The following is a 19,730-nucleotide window of genomic DNA, read 5'->3' as shown; positions in this document are numbered from 1 at the left end:
CTCAGGCGGCGGCGCCTTCGGGGGCCGCCGCCATGCGCTGCGAGATCAGTGCGCAGGTGACCAGCTGGATCAGGTGATAGAGCATCAGCGGCAAGAGGATCGCCGCCACATCCTGCCCGACGAACAGGATCCCGGCCATCGGCAGCCCCGTCGCCAGCGACTTGGTCGAGCCGCAGAAGAGCAGCGTCGCCCGGTCGGCGCGGTCCAGCCCCGCCCCCCGGCCCAGCAGGATCGTCGCGCCGAAGGCCAGCGCCAGCATCAGCGCCATCACCCCGGCCAGCGCCGCCAGCACCCAGGGTCCGGCACTGGCGAAGGTGCCGCCACTGACACCGGCGCTGAAGGCGACGTAGACGATCAGCAGGATCACCCCCCGGTCATAGAGCGTGACGGTGGATTTGTAGCGGTCGAGAAAGCCGATCAGCAGCGGCCGCGCCAGCTGGCCGATGAAGAAGGGCAAGAGGATCTGTTGCGCGATCTTCCAGACCGCATCGGGGTTGATGCTGACCGGCCCGCCGGTGGTCATCAGCAAAGAGACCAGCAAGGGCGCCAGCACCACGCCGATCAGGTTCGAGATCGAGGCGGCGCAGACCGCCCCCGCCACGTTCCCGCGCGCCAGCGCCGTGAAGGCCACCGCGCTCTGGATCGTCGACGGCAAGCAGCCGACATAGATCAGCCCCGCCGCGAAAGCCGCGCCCAGCAGCGGCGCCGTCAGCGCCGCCATGCCGATCCCCAGCAGCGGGAAGACCAGAAAGGTCGTGGCCAGCACGCCCAGTTGCAGCCGCCAATTGGTCACCCCGGCGATGATCGAGGCGGTCGAGAGCTTGGCGCCATAGAGGAAGAACAGCAGCGCCACCGCCCAATAGGACACGCCGTCCAGCACCTCGGCCACCCGGTCATGCGCGGGCACCAGCGCCGCGCCCAGCACCGTCGCGAAAAGCAGCATCAGATACGGGTCGATCCCGAAGCGTTTCAGGCGGGACATCAGCGGCATGGGCGGGCCTTTCGGGGTCGGAGCGAGTCGCGCGGCACACTAGGCGCCTCTGCCGCTGGCTCCAAGCCCCGACCGGCCGCCCGGCTCAGGCAGGCGTCACCGCGCTGCGCGATGCCTGTCTGTTCATCGCCAGCAGAACGACGATCACCGCCGTGCCCACCGCTTCGACGGCAATCGACGGCCAGAAGACGCCGACGATGGCCGGCACCAGCGCCAGCCGCATCCAGAGCGGCATCGGCCCCCAGAGGAACCCCTCCAGCACCGCGGCGAAAGCCACCAGCGCGACGATGACGATGAACCCGTTCCACAGCACCAGCGGCACCGGGCCGCCCATGATGATCGGCTCGTTGTAGACCATGAACAGCGGGATCAGATAGAGGCCCTTGGCGAATTTCCACGCCTGCAGGCTGGTCTCCATCGGTTTCGACCCGGCGATAGCGGCACCGGCGAAGCCTGCCAGGGCCACGGGTGGCGTCACGTTCGAATCCTGCGAATACCAGAAGACGACCAGATGGGCGATCAGCAGCGGCACGCCGAATTCGTTGTGCAGCGCCGGGCCGACCAGGATGATGAGCACGATATAGGCCGCGGTCACCGGCAGGCCCATGCCCAGGATCAGGCTGGCGATGACGACGAGGAACAGCGCGATCAACAGGTTGCCCTGGCTCAGCGCCAGCATCATGGCGCTGAACTTGAGGCCGAGGCCGGTCAGCCCGACCACGCCGACGATGATCCCCGCCACCGCGCAGGCGACCGAAACCGTCACCGCATTGCGCGCGCCGAGTTCCAGCGCCTGGATGGTCTGCATGAGCCCCGACCAGAGCAGCCGCTTCATCTCGGCCCAGGTCGGCCCGTTGGCCAGATAGGTCCAGAGCGCCCGCGCGATGGCGGCCGCGGCAATCGACAGCGTGGCGTAGAAGCCGACCCGCATCGGCGAATAGCCCGCGACCAGCAGCGCCACCAGCGCCACCAGCGGCAAGAGGAAATGCCAGCCCTCGGCCAGCACGCTGCGGACCCGGGGCAGCTCGCTCGCCGGCATCCCCTGCATGCCCAGCTTCACCGCGGCGATATGCACAAGCAGGTAGATCGCCCCGAAATAGAGGATCGCCGGGAAGATCGAGACCATGACGATCTCGATATAGGGGACCTGGGTAAACTCGCTCATCAGGAACGCCCCCGCCCCCATCAGCGGCGGCATGATCTGCCCGCCGGTCGAGGCCGCGGCCTCGATCCCCCCCGCCTGCGCCGGGCGGTAGCCGAGGCGCTTCATCAGCGGGATGGTGAAGGCGCCGGTCGTCACGACATTGGCGATGGCCGAGCCCGAGATCGAGCCCATGCCGGCCGAGGCCACGACCGCCGCCTTGGCCGGGCCGCCCCGCTGGCGGCCGGTGGTGGCATAGGCGAGGTCGATAAAGAATTTGCCCGCGCCGGTCACTTCCAGCACCGCGCCGAACAGGACGAAGACGAAAATGAAGGTAGCCGCCACGCCCAGCGGCAGGCCGAAGATGCCCTCCGCCCCCAGCGTCATCTGGCTCGCCACCCGGTCGAAGGAATAGCCACGGTGGTTCAGGATCCCCGGCAGCCAGTCGCCCGCCCAGGGCAACGCGCCGCGCCGTCCGGCAAAGGCATAGGCCAGGAAAAAGGCCGCGATCACCGTCATCCCCAGCCCGACCGCGCGCCGCGCCGCCTCCAGCACCAGCAGCACGGTGATGACCCCCACCGTCACGTCGATGGAACGCGGGAAGATGGCATTGGCGATGGTATCGATGTTCATCGGCACCCAGAAGCCGACCAGCACGCCCCCCGCGATCAGCGGCGCGTCGATGGCCCAGCCCAGCGCGCCCCGCGGCCGGTAGGGGCCGAAGACCGGGTGGATCAGGAAACACAGGACCAGGATGAAGCCCAGATGGATGGGTCGCTGGAAGAACAGCCCCAGGGGCTGCACCCCCGCCGCCCAGAGCTGGAACAGCGAGAGCGCCACACCGATGACGGTGATGAGGCGCAGGATCGAGGGGCGCTGGGGCAGCGCCGGGCGGGTGATCTCTTCCAGCGTGTCGGCCATGGTCCGGCTCCGGGATGTCAGGGGTCGGGAATTAGGGCGATGCGGACCCGCCGGTGTTCGGCGAGCGCGGTCAGCGAGATTTCGTCAGCCTCGGTGCGCAGCCGGTGGTTCACCGCGGCGCGCCCGGGGCGCAGGACATAGGCATTGCCCGGCACCGGCTCGTCGATATCCTCGATCCAGTAGCCGCCCGCGCCGTCCGAGGTCTGGCGCCCGCGGCCCGGGATATGCCCCAGCCCCGCGCCGAAATCGGGCAGATGCGAGCGCACCAGCAGCATGATGCCGTCGCGGTCCTCGTAGACGTCCTCGACCTCGTAGCCATCGACGGAGTGGTGCCAGAGCACGCTCCAGCGCCCGCCCTCCTCGATGGGCAGCCGGGCCAGAACCTCGCCGCTATCGGCAAGGCTCACGCGGATCTCGGCGGCCGGGGCGTAACCCGGCACGAGGCAGAGAAGAAGGGCGGCCACGACGGGCCGCCCTCGGGATCCACGGCTCACGGACGCAGGCGGTCCGGGATGGTGGCGCCGATCTCCTCGAAATAGCGGATCGCGCCGGGGTGCAGCGGCACCGGCGTCGCGTTCAGCGTGAACTCGACCGTGGTCTCGTTCGCGGCCGGGTGGACGGCCTGCAGGTCGGCGATGTTCTCGAACATGGCCTTGGTGATCGCATAGGCCAGATCGTCGTCCATCTCGGCGGACACCACCAGCACGTTGGGCACGCCGACCACGGCGACGGCCTCGTCCACGCCGGTATAGGTGCCGCCCGCCAGCTGGGTGCGGGCGAAGACTGGGTTGGCGCCGATGGCCGCGGTCATCTCGTCCTCGGTCAGCGGGATCACATGGATCGACTGCGTGGTGGCGAGGTTCAGGATCGACGAGGTCGGCGCGCCGACCGACCAGAAGCCGACGTCGATATCGCCATTGGCCAACGCATCGGCGGTCTCGTTGAAGTTCAGCCGCTGCTCGTCGATATCGTCATAGCTGATGCCGTTAGCGGTGAGGATCTGTTCGGCGTTCACCTCGGTGCCCGACCCCGGCGCGCCGACCGATACCCGGCGCCCGCGCAGATCGGAAAGCGAGGTCACACCCGAACTGTCCAGCGCCACGATCTGCACCATGTTGGCGTACATCGAAGCCAGGCCCCGCACCATCGGCAGTTGCTGGCCCTCGAACCGGCCGGTGCCGGAATAGGCCTGCTCGACCGTATCGGCCAGCGCGATGGCCAGATCCGCGTCGCCCGTGGCGATCAGACCCATATTCTCGACCGAGGCGCCGGTGACTTCGGCGGTCGCCGAATAGCCGTCGATGCGGTTGTTGATGATCTCGGCCAGGCCGCCGCCCATCGGGTAATAGACCCCGCCGGTGCCGCCGGTGGCGATGGACAGCTGGGTCTGCGCCATGGCCGGGACAGCGGTCCCCAGCGCAATGGCGAACATGGCGGCCGAAAGCCGGTACGAATGGAACATTATGGTACCTCCCTTTTTTATGGACCCATCCTTGACCGAACCGGTCAAAGAGGCAACCTTGAAACAAGGTCGCAGCAGCGACTTGTCAAGAAACCCCGGGCCTCGCGTTGCGTCGGCGAGGGCCCGAACCACCCGCACCGCCCCGGTCGGTGCCCGATGTCAGAGGCTCACCGTGATCAAGGTCTTTCTGCCCGAACGCCCGGCTTTCCTGGGCGATCTTCTGGACGCGATGAGCGAACGCGGCCGGGCGCTGATCGGATGGCGCAATCCCGAGGGGCCGGTCAGCGCGCCGGATCTGGTGCAATTGGCCGATCTGCTTCTGTCGCGGCGGGGCGAGGCCTCGGGCGTGGCGCTGGCCCGCTCTCTGGTGCGCGCCTATGGCGCCGCGCCGATGGCCGAGCGCCACGCCTTCCTGCTGCTGCTGGCCGAGCGGTATGGCCCGGATGCCGAGGGCGTGGCCCGCGCCGTCGCCGCGCTGCAGGCCGGCGAGCCCGCGGCGCTGGAGGGGCTGCACGCCGCCGCCGAACCCCGGCGGCAGGAACTGTTCCGCCGCATCAACCTGGCGCCGGGTGGCACCGCGGCGCTGGTCGGCATGCGCGAGGATCTGCTGGGCGCCCTGCCCGAGACCCCGGCCCTGCGCCCGGTGGACGAGGATTTCGCCCATCTCTTCGGCTCGTGGTTCAACCGCGGCTTCCTGACGCTACGCCAGATCGACTGGAACACCCCGGCCAGCATCCTGGAAAAGATCATCCGTTACGAGGCCGTGCACCAGATCCAGAACTGGGACGACCTGCGCAACCGCCTGCAACCCACGGACCGGCGCTGCTTTGCCTTCTTCCACCCGCAGCTGGTGGACGAGCCTCTGATCTTCGTCGAGGTGGCGCTGACCCGCGAGATCCCGGGCGCCGTCGGCCCGCTGCTGGACCTTTCCCGCCAGCCGATCCCGGCCGAGGAGGCGACGACCGCGGTCTTCTATTCGATCTCGAACACCCAGCGCGGGCTGGCGGGCGTGTCCTTCGGCAATTTCCTCATCAAGCAGGTGGTGGAGGTGCTGCGCGAGGCCCTGCCCGGCATCCGCAACTTCGTCACCCTCTCGCCCGTGCCCGGCTTCGCCCGCTGGCTGGCGGCCGAGCGCAAGGCGGGCGATCAGGGCTTGCTGGCCGCGCCGCTGAGGGAGGCGCTGACTGTGCTCGAACAGCCCCTCTGGCACCAGGATTCTGAGGCCGCCGCCCGGGCCAAGGCCGCGCTGATCCCCGCCGCCGCGCTCTATTTCCTCAAGGCCCGCGACCGGCGCGGCCGGCCGGTCGATCCGGTGGCGCGCTTCCATCTGGGCAATGGCGCGCGGCTGGAGCGGCTGAACCCGCTGGGCGACCTGTCGGAGAATGGCCTGCGGCAATCGCAGGGGCTGATGGTGAACTACCTCTATGCCCCGAACGAGATCGAGCGCAATCACGAGGGCTTTGCCGAGGCCGGGACCATCGCCGCCTCGGACGCGCTGCGCAAGGCGCTGCCGGGCTAGCCGTTCAGATCCTTCAGGAGCCGCCCGTGCTTGCGGACCTCGGCCACCACCTGACCGAAGGTGGTGAGCCCCCGCGCCTTCAGCATCGGCACCAGCTTGAGGAAGGCGTCAGCCGTGGCAATGGTGTCGCCGATGGCGGTGTGGCGCGCCTCCTCGGGGATGGTGATGCCCAGCCGGGCGGTCAGCGCATCGAGCGAATGCTGTTCCAGCTGGCCATAGACCACCGCCGACAGCAGCACCGTGTCCAGAATGGGATGGTCGAAGACCTTGCCGATCGCCCCCTCCTGCCGGCGCAGGAATTCCATGTCGAAGGGCGCGTTATGGGCGACCAGCACCGCGCCCTCGGCGAATTTGTGGAACCGCCGCCCGGCCTCGGCGATATCCGGGGCGCCGACCACCATGGAATCGGTGATCCCGTGCACATCGGTGGAGGCGGGCGGGATCGGGCGGCCCGGGTCGACCAGCGTGTCGAAGACCTCGCTTTCCACCCGCTTGCCGTTGACCAGCCGGACGGCGGCGATCTGCACCACCGCGTCGGACGAGGGGCTGAGGCCCGTCGTCTCGGTGTCGAACACCACAAGCGTCAGGTCTTCGAGCCTTGTGTCGGCCACCGCGGCATTGCGAGCCTTGGACAGCAGGTCGAAGTCATAAACCACCTTGCGGCTCAGCGGCGCCACCCGACGCCCGGCGCGGCGGACCGAGCGGATCGGCATCACCACGGCGTTGCAGCCCTCGCCCGCCTCGGGCCAGGCCTCGGTCCCGTGGGTCTGCAGCACCGCCCGCGCCGTCAACTCGCCGGTATCGCGGCCCATGGCGCCCGGCAGCCAGCCGTCGAGCCGCCCCACCGACAAGGGCTCACCCTGCCAGCACAGCCGCATGACGGCGCCGGGCCCGTCCTCTTCCTCGATGACGATGCGGAAGGCGGTTGCCAGCCCTTCGCCCGCGATCCGGCCCGCCAGCCAGGCCCAGAAAGCCACGATCTCGAACCCGTCGACCTGCAGGATCAGGTCCAGGCTCTCTGTCTCAAGGCTGAAACCATCGGCCTGAAACCGCCCCTTCAACCCGTCGAGCAGATCGCCCGAGCGGGTGTTCATCAGCGGCCGCCAATCGGTCTGGATCGCGTCATAACGCGCGCCCAGCTCGGTGATGGCCAGCGTCAGCGCCTCGATCTCGGCCCGCATGGCCGCCGACAGGTCGGGCGCGTCCTCGGCCCCCTCCAGTTCCGACAGCACGCCGATCACCGTCTGCAGATTGGCCGCCGGACGCCGCACCCGGTCGAAGACCTCGGACAAGAGCGCGTCGCGGCTGGTATGGGCGGCGATATCGGCGGTCACGTCGCGCAGGGTCAGCACATAGCCGGGCGCCACGCCCTCCTCCCGCCGCCGGAGCACCCGCATCCGCCCCGCCAGCAGCCGCGCCCCGGTGACCGTGGCGCACAGAAGGTCCGAGGCCGCATCCGGGTCCCCCGCCCCGGCCAGCCGGTCATAGGCATGGCGGATCGGCCCCTCGCGCAGGTAATCCAAGAGGTTGCGGTCCAGCCCCGGCGCGGTGCCGCCGCCCAGAATATCCACCGCCTGCCCGTTGTAGAACGCCAGCTGATGCTCGGCCGAACAGAGCAGCACGGCGACCGGCACATCGGCGAGCAGCGTCTCCAGCCGCGATTTCTCGGCGGCAAGCCGTGTGGTTTCCCGCGCCACGCTCTCGGCCAGCGCATTGCGCGTCTCGACCAGCGAGCGGGTCACGGCCTCGGCCGCGGGGGCCAGATCGCCGAGGTAGCGCGCCGCCTTCGCCTCGGCCGCCAGGTCGCGTTCGATCCCGGCATGGGCCCGGGCGCGGATCGCCGCGGCCAGCGTGTCGATGGCCCGGGCGACGTTGTGATCGAAGAGGAACCAGACCCAGACCACCAGCCCGAGGATCGCGAAACCCGCCACCAGCGCGCCCTGCACCGCCTCGGGCGTGAGCCCGCCGTGGCGCCCGGCGACGGCAAGCCCCGCCGCCATGGCGAGCAGCGCGCCACCGGCCAGCAGCGCGAAGAACAACAGGATCCGCAGGCGCAGGCTCAGCCGGTCAAGCATGCCGCGCCTCACCGGGCGCGCGGCTGGCATCGGGACTGTCATCGGCCGGCTCCCCGGCCAGGATTCGGCGAACTTCGGCCCGCAAAGCCTTCAACTCAAAGGGTTTCGAGATGAAGCCATCGGCGCCCATCGCCAGCCCCTTGCGCCGCTCCATCGCCGAGCCGCGGGCGGTCATCATCAGGATCTTCACCCCGTTCAGCGCGGGGTCGAGCCGCACGTTCTGGCAGATCTCATAGCCCGAGACCTCGGGCAGCATCACATCGAGCAGCACCAGATCCGGCCGCGTCTCGCGGATCAGCTCGACCGCACCGGCGCCGGTGGCGATGCGCTGCTGGCTGTAGCCCTCGCGCGTCATCAGGTAATCCAGCGCGACGGCGATATTGTCCTCGTCCTCGACGACAAGGATGCGCTTAGGCTCCGTTGGCTGGTTCATCGCTCCCCTCCTCCTGAGCCGCGCAGGCAGCGGCCAGCACCGGGTCATCGGCCTCGACCGGCACCCAGGTCGCCCCCTCCAGCGTGCCATCGGCATTGAGGCTCACGCCCTCGACCAGATCGGCCCGGGCGGGCGCCCGGCAATCGTAGACCACGGTTACCGCGCGCACCGGCTCCCACCGGCCGATCAGCACGACGCGGGTCATCACCAGCCCGGGCTGTTCGGGATGGGTGCGGGTCTGCGAACGGTCGATGGCGATCATCCGCGTGGTGCGCGGGAAGACATAGCTCCAGGGCCGGTAGAAGGCGGGCGAGCCGCTTTCGCGCGCCAGTTCCAGCTGCGGCATGGCGGCGATGGTGCGGTCGGCCCAAGTGTATTCGGCCCAGACCGTGTAGCTGACCATGCCCAGCGCCACCGTCGCCGGATAGATCCAGCGCCCGATACGGCCGCGCAGGAGCACGCGGTTGACCAGCAGGACCAGCCCCAGAAGGCCCAGTCCGGCGGCCAGCGCCCCGATCAGATCAAGCAGCATCGCGCGTCCCTTCTCTTGTCATCCCAGAACCCCGCTGCGCTGGCCCAGCGCCGATTGCATGGTGCGGATCACCACGAAGGCGTCCCGCAGGTGGCTGCGCTCGAAATCCGACAGATCCGAGGGCGCGAGGAAATTGTCGGGCTTGCGCCCCGCCTTGACCAGCGCCGCCTGGTTTTCCAGCCTGAGGCGGGCGATCAGGTCATACGCCTCGATCAGGTCGCGCGCGCCCGAGACCGAGACGACGCCGACCGCCTCGGCCGCCTCGATCCGGGCGCGGGTGTTGACCTCGGTCAGCTCGCCCCGCAGCGCATAGACCCGGGCAATATCCGTGACAGGCACGACGCCGTTGTGCTTCATGTCGATGTGGTTCTTGTGCTCGCCCGAGCGGATCGTGGCGAAGCCCCTGAGCAGGCCCAGCGGCGGCTGGTGCTTCAACGAATTCGAGATCATGTGCGCGACGAAGATCGAGTTCTTCGCGGCCAGATGCAGCGTCTCTTCCTGCAGGTCGCGGAACAGCGCGACGGTGCCGCCGATCGGCCGCAGGTCGAACATGACCGAGGCCAGCATCTGCGCCTCGGGGCTGGGCGTGTCGATCCAGCCGCGGAAATAGCGCCGCCAGACCGCCTTGGGCTGGCACCAGCGCTCGGCCGTGGCCATCATGTCGCCGGGGCAATAGACATAGCCCGCGAGGTTCAGCCCGTCCGAGACATAGCGCGCGAGCGCCCGGAAATAGGCCATGTCGTCCGCCGTCACGGCATCGTCGAGGATCAGGCAATTGTCCTGATCCGACACCCCGGTCTGTTCCTGCCGGCCCTGGCTGCCGCAGGCGAGCCAGACATAGGGCACCGGCGGCGGGCCCAGCTGCGCCTCGGCCAGTTTCAGCAGCCGCCGCGTCACGGTATCGGCCACGTCGGTGATGAGCCGCGTCACCACCTCATGCGCGCTGTTGGCGGCGACCAGCTGCACCAGCAATTGCGGGATGCGGGCGGTGACGGCGGCCATTTCCTCGGGCGTCTCGCCGGTCGCGGCATCACGGACCAGCTGGGCGGAACTGACCGCCTGAAAGCGGGTGAGGTCGGTCTGGGTGACCATGCCTTTCAGGCGGCCGTCCTGCACCACCGGCAGATGGCCGATCCGGCGTTCCAGCATCGTGTGCAGGATGTCCGAGCCCAGCGCATCGGGGCTGAGCGACAGCGGATCGGGGGTCATCACCGCGCTCAGCGGCGTGGCGCCCGGCAATTCCTCGGCCAGCACCTTTTCCGTCAGGTCGCGCGTGGTGACGAGGCCCAGCAGCAGCTCGTCCCGCGTCACGGCCACGGAACTCACATGCCGCTCGCGCATCAGGCGGGCGGCCTCGGTCACGCTGGCCTCGGGCGGCAGGGTGACCGGCGCGCGGGCCATGAGGTCGGCGACCTTCAGCGTCGACAGGTCGTTGCCCCGCGTCTCGGCCGAGCGGTTGCGGCTGAAGAACCGCTCGAAGGCGGGGACCGTGGCGATCAGCTGGCGCCAGCAGACCTCGGGCAGGACCAGCACGACCGAGGGCTCGACCGCCGTGGCCGTGGTCACCGCCAGCCCGTCGCGCAGGAGGCCCCGCTCGCCGAAGGAATTGCGCGGGCCCAGGATCGAGACGGTGACGCCGTTGCGGTCGGTGACCTCGACCGAGCCGCGCTTGATCAGATAGAGGCCCTTGAGCGGTTCGCCCGCGGCATAGATCTCGTCACCGGCGAAGTATTCCCTGCGGCCGAAGGAGGCGGCGACCCGCGCCATCTCGTCCTGCGGCAGGCTGTCATAGGGATGCACGGTCTCGAGGAAGGCGAGGATCGTCTCGATCTGCGTTTCCATCGGCATTTCCCGGGATCGGAGGGGGGTGGAGGGGCGCGCGTGGCGCCCCTCCGGGTTCAGGCAGGGCTCAGTGCGACTGGGCCGCACCGGCGCCGCGCGGCACGCGGATCGATTCCACCAGCTCCTGGATTTCCTTCGGCGCCGGTTTGGTCATGGCGAGCACGACATAGGCGACGATGAAGTTCAGGATCGCGGCAACCACACCGAACGAGGCCGGCTGGATCCCGAAGAGCCAGTTGTCGGCGGTGTTCGGCAGGGTGTTGGTGCCGGGGATGAAGAACCAGCCGAGGTAGGTGAAGATGTAGACCATCTCCACGACCAGACCGGTCAGCATGCCCGCCACGGCGCCCGTCGAGTTCATCGACTTCGAGAAGATGCCCATCATGATGGTCGGGAACAGCGAGGCTGCGGCCAGACCGAAGGCGATGGCGACCACCTGGGCGGCGAAGCCCGGGGGGTTCAGACCGAGGATCGTGGCGATCAGGATGGCGATGGCCATCGAGATCCGCGCGGCCAGCATCTCGCCCTTTTCCGAGATACCCGGGTTGAGCACCGACTTGATGAGGTCATGCGACACGGCCGAGGAGATGGCCAGCAGCAGACCCGCCGCGGTCGAGAGGGCAGCGGCCAGACCGCCCGCGGCGATCAGGGCGATGACCCAGCCCGGCAGACCGGCGATTTCCGGGTTGGCCAGCACGAGGATGTCACGGTTGAAGGTGGTCATCTCGTTCCCGGCCCAGCCCGATTCAGCGGCGATCGCCGGGGCGTTGGCGTCGTTGTAGTACTGGATCAGGCCGTCGCCGTTCTTGTCCTCGAAGGCCAGCAGACCGGTGTTTTCCCAGTTGGTCATCCACTGCGGCTGGTCGGCATAGGCCAGGGGCGTGCCGTCGATACCGTTGGGATAGATGGTGTTGATGATGTTGAGGCGCGCCATGGCACCGACGGCCGGGGCCACGGTGTAAAGCAGCGCGATGAACACCAGCGCCCAGCCGGCCGAGGCGCGGGCATCGGACACTTTCGGCACGGTGAAGAAGCGGATGATGACATGCGGCAGACCCGCGGTGCCGATCATCAGCGCCATGGTGAACAGCACCATGTCGAGCGTGTTGGCGTGGTGCTCGGTATAGGTGCGGAAGCCCAGGTCGGTCAGCAGACCGTCCAGATTGGCCAGCAGCGGCGCGCCCGAGGCATCGTTGCTGAAGAGGCCGATCTGCGGCAGGAAGCTGCCGGTCAGTTGCAGCGAGATGAAGATCGCCGGGATGGTGTAGGCGACGATCAGCACGCAATACTGGGCAACCTGGGTATAGGTGATGCCCTTCATGCCGCCGAGAACGGCGTAGCAGAAGACCACCGCCGAGGCGATCCACAGGCCCGTCGAGCTCGACACTTCAAGGAAGCGCGAGAAGGCGACGCCGGCGCCGGCCATCTGGCCGATCACATAGGTGATCGAGATGACGAGCAGAGCGATCACCGCCACGATCCGGGCGGTCTGGCTGTAGAAACGGTCACCGATGAAGTCCGGCACGGTGAAGCGGCCGAACTTGCGCAGATAGGGCGCAAGCAGCAGCGCCAGCAGCACATAGCCGCCGGTCCAGCCCATCAGATAGGTGGAGTTGTCGTAGCCGACGAAGGCGATGATGCCGGCCATCGAGATGAAGGACGCGGCCGACATCCAGTCGGCGGCGGTGGCCATGCCGTTCAGCACGGGATGCACGCCGCGGTTGGCGGCGTAGAATTCCGACGTGGACCCGGCACGGGCCCAGATCGCGATCCCGATGTAGAGGGCGAACGAGGCGCCCACCACGATCAGGTTAAGGGTAAATTGATCCATCTGTCCCCTGGCTCCCGGTTATTCGTTCACGCCGAAGTCGCGGTCGATGGCGTTCATCCGCGCGGCATAGAAGAAGATCAGCACGATGAAGGTCAGGATCGAGCCTTGCTGGGCGAACCAGAAGCCGAGATCCGTACCGCCGATGGCGATGCCCGAGAGCAGCGGGCGAAGCAGAATGCCGAAGCCGAAGGAGACGACGGCCCAGATCACCAGGCAAATGGTGATGAGCCGGATATTCGCCGCCCAGTAGGCACTGGCCGATTTGTCAGACATGATTGTCCTCCCGGTTTTTCCTCCTGCAGACGCCCCGGCACGGGACGCCCGCCTCTTTCACCCTCCGCCGCCCCTCCGTCCTGCGGGGCGGCGACGGTCAGGCCGTCACCTGCCCGACGATGGCGCCAAGCTCGGCCGCGATCGTGTCGATGGCTCCCATGCCATCGACCGTCCGCAGCACTCCGCGCGTCTCGTAATAGGCGATGAGCGGCGCCGTCGAGGCGTGGTAGGCCGTCAGCCTGGCCCCCACCGTCTCGGCGTTGTCGTCGGCCCGGCGTTTGAAATCCGTGCCGCCGCATTTGTCGCAGCACCCGGCGACCGCCGGTTGCTTGAAGCTGTCGTGATAGCCCTCGCCGCATTGGGCGCAGGTGTAGCGGCCCGAAACCCGGGTCACCATGGCCGCGTCGTCAACCTCCATCGAGATCGCGGCCGAGATCTTCAGCCCCTGCCCGGCCAGAAGCGCATCGAGCGCCTCGGCCTGACCGGGGGTGCGGGGGAAACCGTCCAGGATCACGCCCCGGGCGGTGTCGGGCTCGGCCATGCGGTCCTTCAGGATCGCCAGCACGATCTCGTCGGACACGAGGCCTCCCGCCTCCATCACCGACTTCGCCGCACGCCCGGCCCCGGTCCCGGCCGCGACCGCGGCGCGCAGCAGGTCGCCCGTGGACAGCTGCACCAGCCCGAATTTCTCTTCCAGCATGCGGGCTTGCGTGCCCTTGCCCGCGCCGGGCGGGCCCAGCAGGATCAGGACGGCGGCCTGGGTCATGGTCTCGCTCGCCCCCGTCATGCGCGGTTCATCCGGTTCTCGATCAGCTCGTCCACGACCGAAGGGTCGGCCAGCGTCGAGGTGTCGCCCAGCGCGCCGTAATCATTCTCGGCGATCTTGCGCAGGATGCGGCGCATGATCTTGCCCGAGCGGGTCTTGGGCAGGCCGGGGGCCCATTGGATCAGGTCGGGGCTGGCGATAGGCCCGATCTCGGTGCGGACCCAGGCGACCAGCTCCTTGCGCAGCGCATCCGAGGGTTCGACATCGTTCATCAGCGTGACATAGGCATAGATGCCCTGCCCCTTGATCGCGTGCGGGTAGCCGACCACGGCGGCCTCGGCGACCTTCTCATGGGCGACCAGCGCGCTTTCAACCTCGGCCGTGCCCATCCGGTGGCCCGAGACGTTGATGACGTCATCGACGCGCCCGGTGATCCAGTAATACCCGTCCTCGTCCCGGCGACAGCCGTCGCCGGTGAAGTAATAGCCGCGGTACTGGGCGAAATAGGCTTCCTGGAAGCGCTCGTGATCGCCCCAGAGGGTGCGCATCTGCCCCGGCCAGCTGTCGGCGATGCACAGCACCCCGTCGGTCGCGGTCTCGGACTTGATCTCGGCCGTGGCGGGGTCGAGGATCACCGGCTGCACGCCGAAGAAGGGCTTGGTGGCCGAGCCCGGCTTGGTGGGGATCGCGCCGGGCAGGGGCGTCAGCATGTGGCCGCCGGTCTCGGTCTGCCAGAAGGTGTCGACGATCGGGCATTTGCCCTTGCCGACATGGGTGTTGTACCAGTTCCAGGCCTCGGGGTTGATCGGCTCGCCGACCGAACCCAGCAGTTTCAGCGACGACAGGTCGTATTTCTCGACCCATTCCGGCCCCTGCCCCATCAGCGCGCGGATCGCGGTCGGCGCGGTGTAGAACTGGTTGACCTTGTGCTTTTCGCAGACCGCCCAGAACCGGCCCGCATCCGGGTAGGTCGGCACGCCCTCGAACATGACCGTGGTGGCGCCATTGGCCAGCGGGCCGTAGATGATGTAGCTGTGGCCGGTCACCCAGCCCACATCCGCCGTGCACCAGAAGACATCGCCGTCATGGTAGTCGAAGGTGATCTGCTGGGTCATCGAGGCATAGACCAGATACCCGCCCGAGGTATGCACCACGCCCTTCGGCCGCCCGGTCGAGCCCGAGGTATAGAGGATGAACAGCGGATCCTCGGCGTTCATCTCGGCATAGGGGCAATAGGGGCTGGCCGCTGCCATCTCGGCCTTCATGTCGACGTCGCGGTCGGCGATCCAGGTGGTCTGGTCGCCGGTATGCTTGACGACGAAGCACTTCACCTTTTCCGAGCAATCAAACAGCGCCTTGTCGGTGTTCGACTTGAGCGGCGTCTTGCGCCCGCCCCGGGGGGCGAAATCGGCGGTGATGACGGCTTTCGCCTCGGAATCGTTGATCCGGTTGGCCAGCGCGTCGGGCGAGAAGCCGGCGAAGACCACGGAATGGATGGCGCCGATCCGGGCGCAGGCCAGCATGGCATAGGCCGCTTCCGGGATCATCGGCAGATAGAGGACCACCCGGTCGCCCTTGCCGATGCCATTGGCTTTCAGCACATTGGCCATGCGGCTGGTCTGTTCCAGCAGCTGCGCATAGGTGATGTGCTGGGCCTCGTGCGACAGGGGATCATCGGGTTCGAAGATGATCGCCGTCTGGTTGCCCCGCGCCGCGACATGGCGGTCGATGCAATTGGCCGAGACGTTCAGCGTGCCGTCCTCGAACCATTTGATGTCGACCTTGCCGTAGTCAAAGGTCGAGTTCTTGACCTTGGTATAAGGGCGGATCCAGTCGATGCGCTTGCCGTGCTCGGCCCAGAAGGCCTCGGGGTTCTTGATCGAGGCGGCATACATCTCGTCATAAGCCTTGGCGTCCACATGCGCCTTGGCGACGAACTCCGCCGACGCTGGGTAGACCCCGGTTTGAGCCAGATCCGACATCGCAATCCTCCTGCCATGAGGCATTCCCGACCGCGAACCGCGTCGTCAGGGAATGCACCTCCTCCATCCACGGACAGCATACTCCAGGGGTCAATTTTTGTGTAACTCTTTTTTTCTCAACGAGTTTTTTGTAAATTTCTTCACCGGTTATTCGGGCAATCTGTAAACACACGCCGAGGGGGCCACAATTCCGCCATGTTTTTCAGCCGCCTGCGGGTCACGGAAAAGTCAACGCCATGACGCGAGGTCACGCTCGCCGGGCACCCCGCGCCGCGCCCGGTCCCGGAACCGCGCGGACCCGCCGCAAGGCGGCATCGCGCGCCGCCGCGGCGCGGCAAAATCGTGAGCGCTCGCAGCTCGGGTGATTCGCCTCGGGCGCGTTTGCCCCGCTAGCGCCAACGCAAAACGCCGGCATCCTGGGGATGCCGGCGCCTGTCGCGCAACGGGAAGGAAGGGGTCAGAGCGGGTTGTCGACCCGGATCGTCACCACCGCCCGCCCCCGGGTGGCGCTGGGCCAGGTCAGGCGCACCTCGTTCTTGTTGCTGCCCTGCTGGATCATCACATAGGGCATCGCCGTGCGCACCTCGTTGGTCGCCGAATTGGGCTGCCCCTCCATCACCAGGGCGCTGACGGTGCGGGCCCAGCCGTCGAAGGGCAGCCGGCCATCCGTGCCGATGGTCCAGTTGGCCGCCGCCGAGCTCTGGTTGTAGCGCAGGGTCATCGGGCTTTCGGGCTGGATGGTGATGCCGTTATAGGTGTTCTCCTGCCAGACCACGTTGCGGAACCGCGAGTAATCGAGGTCGGCAATCGAGGTATTGACCGCATCGGGCCGGGTGGGCGAGGCATTGACCGCGCGGAACACATTGCCGGTCACCACCTGCCCCGACAGGAAGTGCCCCGTGCCATAGGGCTTCACCACGACGAAGCGGAAGCTGGAGATCACGTTCGACACGAGAAACACGTTCGAGGTGATGCTGAGCCCGCCGAAACTGTATTCGCCGCTCCAGTTCGGGGTGGAATCGTATTCGTTGGTATGCTCGATGAAGGTGTTGTCGACGTAATTGCCGGTGAAGGTCGACACGGTGTTCGGCGCGGCGAAGACCAGCCCCGACTGGCGCACCGCGTTCGATTCGTTGTCGCCGTGATAGAAGTGGTTGCCCTCGATCAGGTGATAGCCGCCGCCCATCACTGCGAATTTGGCAAAGCGCTGCACCAGGTTCGAGCGCAGCTTCACGTCATTGGCGTTGACGTTCAGCGCGATCGAGGTCCGGTCCTGCGAGCGGTCGGGGGATTCGGCCGACAGGAAGATGCAATTGTCCACCAGCATGCCCTGACAGCCGCGGTCGATCGAGGTGATCGCCTTGTCCTTGGGCCGGTTGAAGGTGCAATTGCGCAGCGTGAAGATCGGCCCGTCGGTGGACAGGTTCAGGGTGGAACAGATGCCCTTGCACTGGAACTCGACCGAGTCGATCTCGAACCGCTCCAGCGTGCCGAAGCCCGACATGTCCAGAATGTACTGGAAGCGGCGGAAGGTGAAGGTCTGGGTGCCGACCGCGTCATAAAGCGGCTGGCTCAGCTGCAGGGTCTGGGCCGAGACATTGCGCGAGCGGACATAGATCTCGCGCCCGACGCCCGCCCCCTCGACCCGCGATCCGACGGGGATGTTGGCGACATTGGTCACGCCGGTCAGCACATAGGACTGGCTGGTCGAATAGGTCGCCTGCGAGGTCACGGTGACCGTGTTCCAGGCCGAGGTCTCGTTGGCCTCGATTAACCCGTTCTTCAGCACGCGCCGGATGGCATAGGAGGTCAGGCCGGTCGTCTCGGCCAGGTCGATGGGAGCATCGAGCAGGATGCGGCGGCCCTTCAGGTCGAAGGTGTCGTGGTCGGTGTACCAAAACAGCGCCTCGAGCCCCTTGCGCAGCCCCAGCCCCTCGGAATTGAAGGCCGCGGCATAGGTCGGGAAGTCGAAGCTCTTGGACAGTTGCAGCCGGGCGCCGCCCGGCATGCTCAGATGCCCCTGAAAGCGCACCGGCGCCTCGATGGTCAGCGTCTGGCCGATGTAGTAATTCCCCTCCGACACCAGCAGAGACCGGCCCGAGGCCTCGGCCGCGTTGCTGGCGGCGACGAAGGCGGCGTAATCGTCGGTCGAGCCGTTGCCGATGGCGCCGTAATCCCGCACATCGACCCAATCCATCATGTCGCGCAGCCAGTAGCTGGTCACGTCCTCGACGCTGATGTCGTCGATCCGCACCACGCCGCCATTGGCCCCGGTCAGGTCCAGCCCGACATGGCCGTGATGCGCCCCGGCCCAGTTCATGGCGACGCCGGTGCGGCTGGCGGTGGCGATGATGGCGCTGACCTCGACCACCTGGCCATAGGTGGTGAGCGCGGTGCTCGGCCCGCTCACCACCGCGCCGGGCACCGCCCCGTCGCCCGCCGTCGCGGCAAAACCCGCGATCCGCACCGAGGGCAGCGCCCCCGACATCGCCTTCACCCGCGCCGAGACCCGCAGATAGAGGCCGTTGATGACCGGCGTATTGCCCTTCCAGCGCAGTTTCTGCGTGCTCTGGGTCTTCAGCAGTTCCAGACAGCCCTCGAAATCGGGGTCCGACGGCACATAGGCCGCGTTCGGTGCCCCGTCATAGGTCGCCGAGCCCGGCGTGCCGTCACCACTCGACCAGACGCTCAACCCGTCGGCGAAGGGCGGCGGCATCAGGATCAGCCCCTCGGTCACTGCCTTGTTCATGTCAGACCCCTGTCTTGAAACCTCGACGCGCGGGCCGCAAGGGACGCGGCCTGTCGGTCACAGGGGGTATCAAGCGGGGCTTAAGGCGCCTTGAGGCGAGCGCGCGTTGCCGAAGGCGCGGCTGCTGTCAGACCCCGACGCCGGTCTCGGGCAAGAGCCGCACTCCGGCGATGCGCCGCGTCGGCCCCTCGCCGATGAACAGGTATTCCAGCAGGAAGACCGCGCCCGTCCGGTCCTCGATCAGGACGTTCTGAACCTCGAACCCGGCCCGCTCGCCATGGTCGAGGTAGCGTACCTCGGCCGGGTCCAGCACCATCGGATACCCCTGCTCGATCATGCGGCCGAAATTGCCGGGGGTGCCGAAGATCGCGTGCAGGGCGGGCGCGGCGAAGGTGAAGGCGGTCTCGTAGTCGCCCTGGCGCAGGGCCTCGATCTGGGCGTCGATGACCTCGGTCGCGGATTGCCCGAGGGCGGGTCCGGCAAGGCTCAGGAACAGGGGCAGAAGCAGGGTCTGGCGCATGGGAACCTCCTGGCTGTGGGTCGGATACGCAGCCCGCAGTTTATCAGATCACCCGCCGCCCGTATCGCCCGAGACAGAGGCGCACCCGCCGTGGCAGAATGGGCCGATGCTGCTGCGCGTGACCCTGCTGGTGGCGGTCGCTTTCGCCGCCCATCCCGCCCGCGCCTGCCGCCTGGCGCTGGCGCTGGGTTTTGACGTCTCGCGCTCGGTCGATGCGCAGGATTACCGGCTGCAGATCGACGGCATCCTCGCCGCGCTCTTCGACCCCGAGATCCGGGACCTGATCCTGGAGGGCAGCGCGCCCGTCGCCATGGCGGTCTTCGAATGGGCGGGCGCGCGCGAGCAGCTGCTGGTGGCCGATTGGGCGATCCTCGACAGTCCCGCCGCCATCGACCGGCTGGCGCAACAGGTGCTGGTCCATCAGCGACAGGCCCAGGGCCTGACCGCGGTGGGCAGCGCGCTCAGCTACGCCCGGGCGCTGATGGACCGCGCGCCCGACTGCCTGTGGTACACGCTCGACATGGCGGGGGACGGGCAGAACAATCAGGGCGACGAGCCCCAGCGCGGTAAGCATCCGCCGAAGGCCGCAGCCGTGCTATATTGATCAGAGGCTTCTGGGTGCGGCTTTTGGTTTGCGCGGCTTTGGGGCCCATTTTTTGGCGAGGCGCTCGAAGTTGTCGAGGATACGGCCGA

16 protein-coding genes are annotated in these 19,730 nt (G+C 67.7%); 2 read left to right on the top strand and 14 right to left on the bottom strand.

Annotated elements, in window-relative coordinates; genetic code table 11:
* Position 1 precedes the first annotated feature (1 nt).
* The 4 genes from DDE23_RS04200 to DDE23_RS04185 form a co-directional block, all read right to left on the bottom strand.
* Positions 2–991, bottom strand: coding sequence for a bile acid:sodium symporter family protein (locus DDE23_RS04200; RefSeq protein WP_337589826.1), 990 nt, complete (start codon positions 989–991; stop codon positions 2–4).
* An 85-nt stretch (positions 992–1,076) separates the two neighbouring features.
* Positions 1,077–3,053, bottom strand: coding sequence for a TRAP transporter permease (locus DDE23_RS04195; protein WP_107750826.1), 1,977 nt, complete (start codon positions 3,051–3,053; stop codon positions 1,077–1,079).
* A 17-nt stretch (positions 3,054–3,070) separates the two neighbouring features.
* Positions 3,071–3,517, bottom strand: a complete 447-nt coding sequence (locus DDE23_RS04190; RefSeq protein WP_107750827.1) for a DUF1850 domain-containing protein — start codon at positions 3,515–3,517, stop codon at positions 3,071–3,073.
* Positions 3,518–3,543: 26 nt separating this feature from the next.
* Entirely contained in the window at positions 3,544–4,515 is a 972-nt protein-coding gene (locus tag DDE23_RS04185; RefSeq protein ID WP_107750828.1) for a TAXI family TRAP transporter solute-binding subunit, read from the bottom strand.
* A gap of 229 nt (positions 4,516–4,744) precedes the next feature.
* Between DDE23_RS04185 and DDE23_RS04180 the strand changes: the two genes are divergently transcribed.
* On the top strand, positions 4,745–6,034 hold the full coding sequence (locus DDE23_RS04180) for a malonyl-CoA decarboxylase (protein WP_107750880.1): 1,290 nt from the start codon (positions 4,745–4,747) through the stop codon (positions 6,032–6,034).
* Here the strand turns inward: DDE23_RS04180 and DDE23_RS04175 are convergent.
* The 10 genes from DDE23_RS04175 to DDE23_RS04130 all read right to left on the bottom strand — a co-directional run bounded on the left by DDE23_RS04175 (position 6,031) and on the right by DDE23_RS04130 (position 19,037).
* A complete protein-coding gene (locus tag DDE23_RS04175) occupies positions 6,031–8,109 on the bottom strand; it encodes a 3'-5' exonuclease (protein ID WP_107750879.1) in 2,079 nt (692 codons plus the stop codon). The genes DDE23_RS04180 and DDE23_RS04175 overlap by 4 nt on opposite strands.
* The gene (locus DDE23_RS04170) at positions 8,102–8,542 is read right to left on the bottom strand and encodes a response regulator transcription factor (RefSeq protein ID WP_107750829.1); all 441 of its coding nucleotides are present in this window, start codon (positions 8,540–8,542) and stop codon (positions 8,102–8,104) included. The genes DDE23_RS04175 and DDE23_RS04170 overlap by 8 nt, the downstream gene beginning before the upstream one ends.
* Positions 8,520–9,074 (bottom strand): hypothetical protein, encoded by a 555-nt coding sequence (locus DDE23_RS04165; RefSeq protein ID WP_107750830.1) that lies wholly within the window; start codon positions 9,072–9,074, stop codon positions 8,520–8,522. Before DDE23_RS04165 ends, DDE23_RS04170 begins: the two co-directional genes overlap by 23 nt.
* A gap of 18 nt (positions 9,075–9,092) precedes the next feature.
* On the bottom strand, positions 9,093–10,916 hold the full coding sequence (locus DDE23_RS04160; protein WP_107750831.1) for a DUF294 nucleotidyltransferase-like domain-containing protein: 1,824 nt from the start codon (positions 10,914–10,916) through the stop codon (positions 9,093–9,095).
* Positions 10,917–10,983: 67 nt separating this feature from the next.
* On the bottom strand, positions 10,984–12,747 hold the full coding sequence (locus DDE23_RS04155) for a sodium:solute symporter family protein (protein WP_107750832.1): 1,764 nt from the start codon (positions 12,745–12,747) through the stop codon (positions 10,984–10,986).
* An 18-nt stretch (positions 12,748–12,765) separates the two neighbouring features.
* The gene (locus tag DDE23_RS04150; RefSeq protein WP_192883708.1) at positions 12,766–13,020 is read right to left on the bottom strand and encodes a DUF4212 domain-containing protein; all 255 of its coding nucleotides are present in this window, start codon (positions 13,018–13,020) and stop codon (positions 12,766–12,768) included.
* Positions 13,021–13,117: 97 nt separating this feature from the next.
* The gene (locus tag DDE23_RS04145; protein ID WP_107750834.1) at positions 13,118–13,807 is read right to left on the bottom strand and encodes an adenylate kinase; all 690 of its coding nucleotides are present in this window, start codon (positions 13,805–13,807) and stop codon (positions 13,118–13,120) included.
* Complete coding sequence (gene acs, locus DDE23_RS04140; RefSeq protein ID WP_107750835.1) at positions 13,804–15,768, bottom strand: acetate--CoA ligase; 1,965 nt, start codon at positions 15,766–15,768, stop codon at positions 13,804–13,806. The genes DDE23_RS04145 and acs overlap by 4 nt, the downstream gene beginning before the upstream one ends.
* Positions 15,769–16,225: 457 nt before the next feature.
* Positions 16,226–18,517, bottom strand: a complete 2,292-nt coding sequence (locus tag DDE23_RS04135) for a glycosyl hydrolase family 28-related protein (protein WP_107750836.1) — start codon at positions 18,515–18,517, stop codon at positions 16,226–16,228.
* Between the two features lie 127 nt (positions 18,518–18,644).
* A complete protein-coding gene (locus DDE23_RS04130) occupies positions 18,645–19,037 on the bottom strand; it encodes a DUF4864 domain-containing protein (protein WP_107750837.1) in 393 nt (130 codons plus the stop codon).
* 106 nt (positions 19,038–19,143) lie between these two features.
* Between DDE23_RS04130 and DDE23_RS04125 the strand changes: the two genes are divergently transcribed.
* Positions 19,144–19,641, top strand: coding sequence for a DUF1194 domain-containing protein (locus DDE23_RS04125; RefSeq protein WP_157957967.1), 498 nt, complete (start codon positions 19,144–19,146; stop codon positions 19,639–19,641).
* Positions 19,642–19,730 lie beyond the last annotated feature (89 nt).

The sequence above is a fragment of the Pararhodobacter aggregans genome (genome assembly GCF_003075525.1).
In the GTDB taxonomy this organism is placed as follows: domain Bacteria; phylum Pseudomonadota; class Alphaproteobacteria; order Rhodobacterales; family Rhodobacteraceae; genus Pararhodobacter; species Pararhodobacter aggregans.
Note: the sequence above shows the minus strand (reverse complement) of the source record. Positions and strands in the feature narration are given on the sequence as shown.

Bases quoted from the DNA above. Each gene is read 5' to 3' on its own strand.
- DDE23_RS04145 (WP_107750834.1), bottom strand. From the start codon at position 13,807: ATGACGGGGGCGAGCGAGACCATGACCCAGGCCGCCGTCCTGATCCTG.
- DDE23_RS04155 (WP_107750832.1), bottom strand. From the start codon at position 12,747: ATGGATCAATTTACCCTTAACCTGATCGTGGTGGGCGCCTCGTTCGCC.
- DDE23_RS04125 (WP_157957967.1), top strand. From the start codon at position 19,144: ATGCTGCTGCGCGTGACCCTGCTGGTGGCGGTCGCTTTCGCCGCCCAT.
- DDE23_RS04150 (WP_192883708.1), bottom strand. From the start codon at position 13,020: ATGTCTGACAAATCGGCCAGTGCCTACTGGGCGGCGAATATCCGGCTC.
- acs (WP_107750835.1), bottom strand. From the start codon at position 15,768: ATGTCGGATCTGGCTCAAACCGGGGTCTACCCAGCGTCGGCGGAGTTC.
- DDE23_RS04195 (WP_107750826.1), bottom strand. From the start codon at position 3,053: ATGGCCGACACGCTGGAAGAGATCACCCGCCCGGCGCTGCCCCAGCGC.
- DDE23_RS04130 (WP_107750837.1), bottom strand. From the start codon at position 19,037: ATGCGCCAGACCCTGCTTCTGCCCCTGTTCCTGAGCCTTGCCGGACCC.
- DDE23_RS04165 (WP_107750830.1), bottom strand. From the start codon at position 9,074: ATGCTGCTTGATCTGATCGGGGCGCTGGCCGCCGGACTGGGCCTTCTG.
- DDE23_RS04160 (WP_107750831.1), bottom strand. From the start codon at position 10,916: ATGGAAACGCAGATCGAGACGATCCTCGCCTTCCTCGAGACCGTGCAT.
- DDE23_RS04185 (WP_107750828.1), bottom strand. From the start codon at position 4,515: ATGTTCCATTCGTACCGGCTTTCGGCCGCCATGTTCGCCATTGCGCTG.
- DDE23_RS04200 (WP_337589826.1), bottom strand. From the start codon at position 991: ATGCCGCTGATGTCCCGCCTGAAACGCTTCGGGATCGACCCGTATCTG.
- DDE23_RS04170 (WP_107750829.1), bottom strand. From the start codon at position 8,542: ATGAACCAGCCAACGGAGCCTAAGCGCATCCTTGTCGTCGAGGACGAG.
- DDE23_RS04175 (WP_107750879.1), bottom strand. From the start codon at position 8,109: ATGCTTGACCGGCTGAGCCTGCGCCTGCGGATCCTGTTGTTCTTCGCG.
- DDE23_RS04180 (WP_107750880.1), top strand. From the start codon at position 4,745: ATGAGCGAACGCGGCCGGGCGCTGATCGGATGGCGCAATCCCGAGGGG.
- DDE23_RS04135 (WP_107750836.1), bottom strand. From the start codon at position 18,517: ATGAACAAGGCAGTGACCGAGGGGCTGATCCTGATGCCGCCGCCCTTC.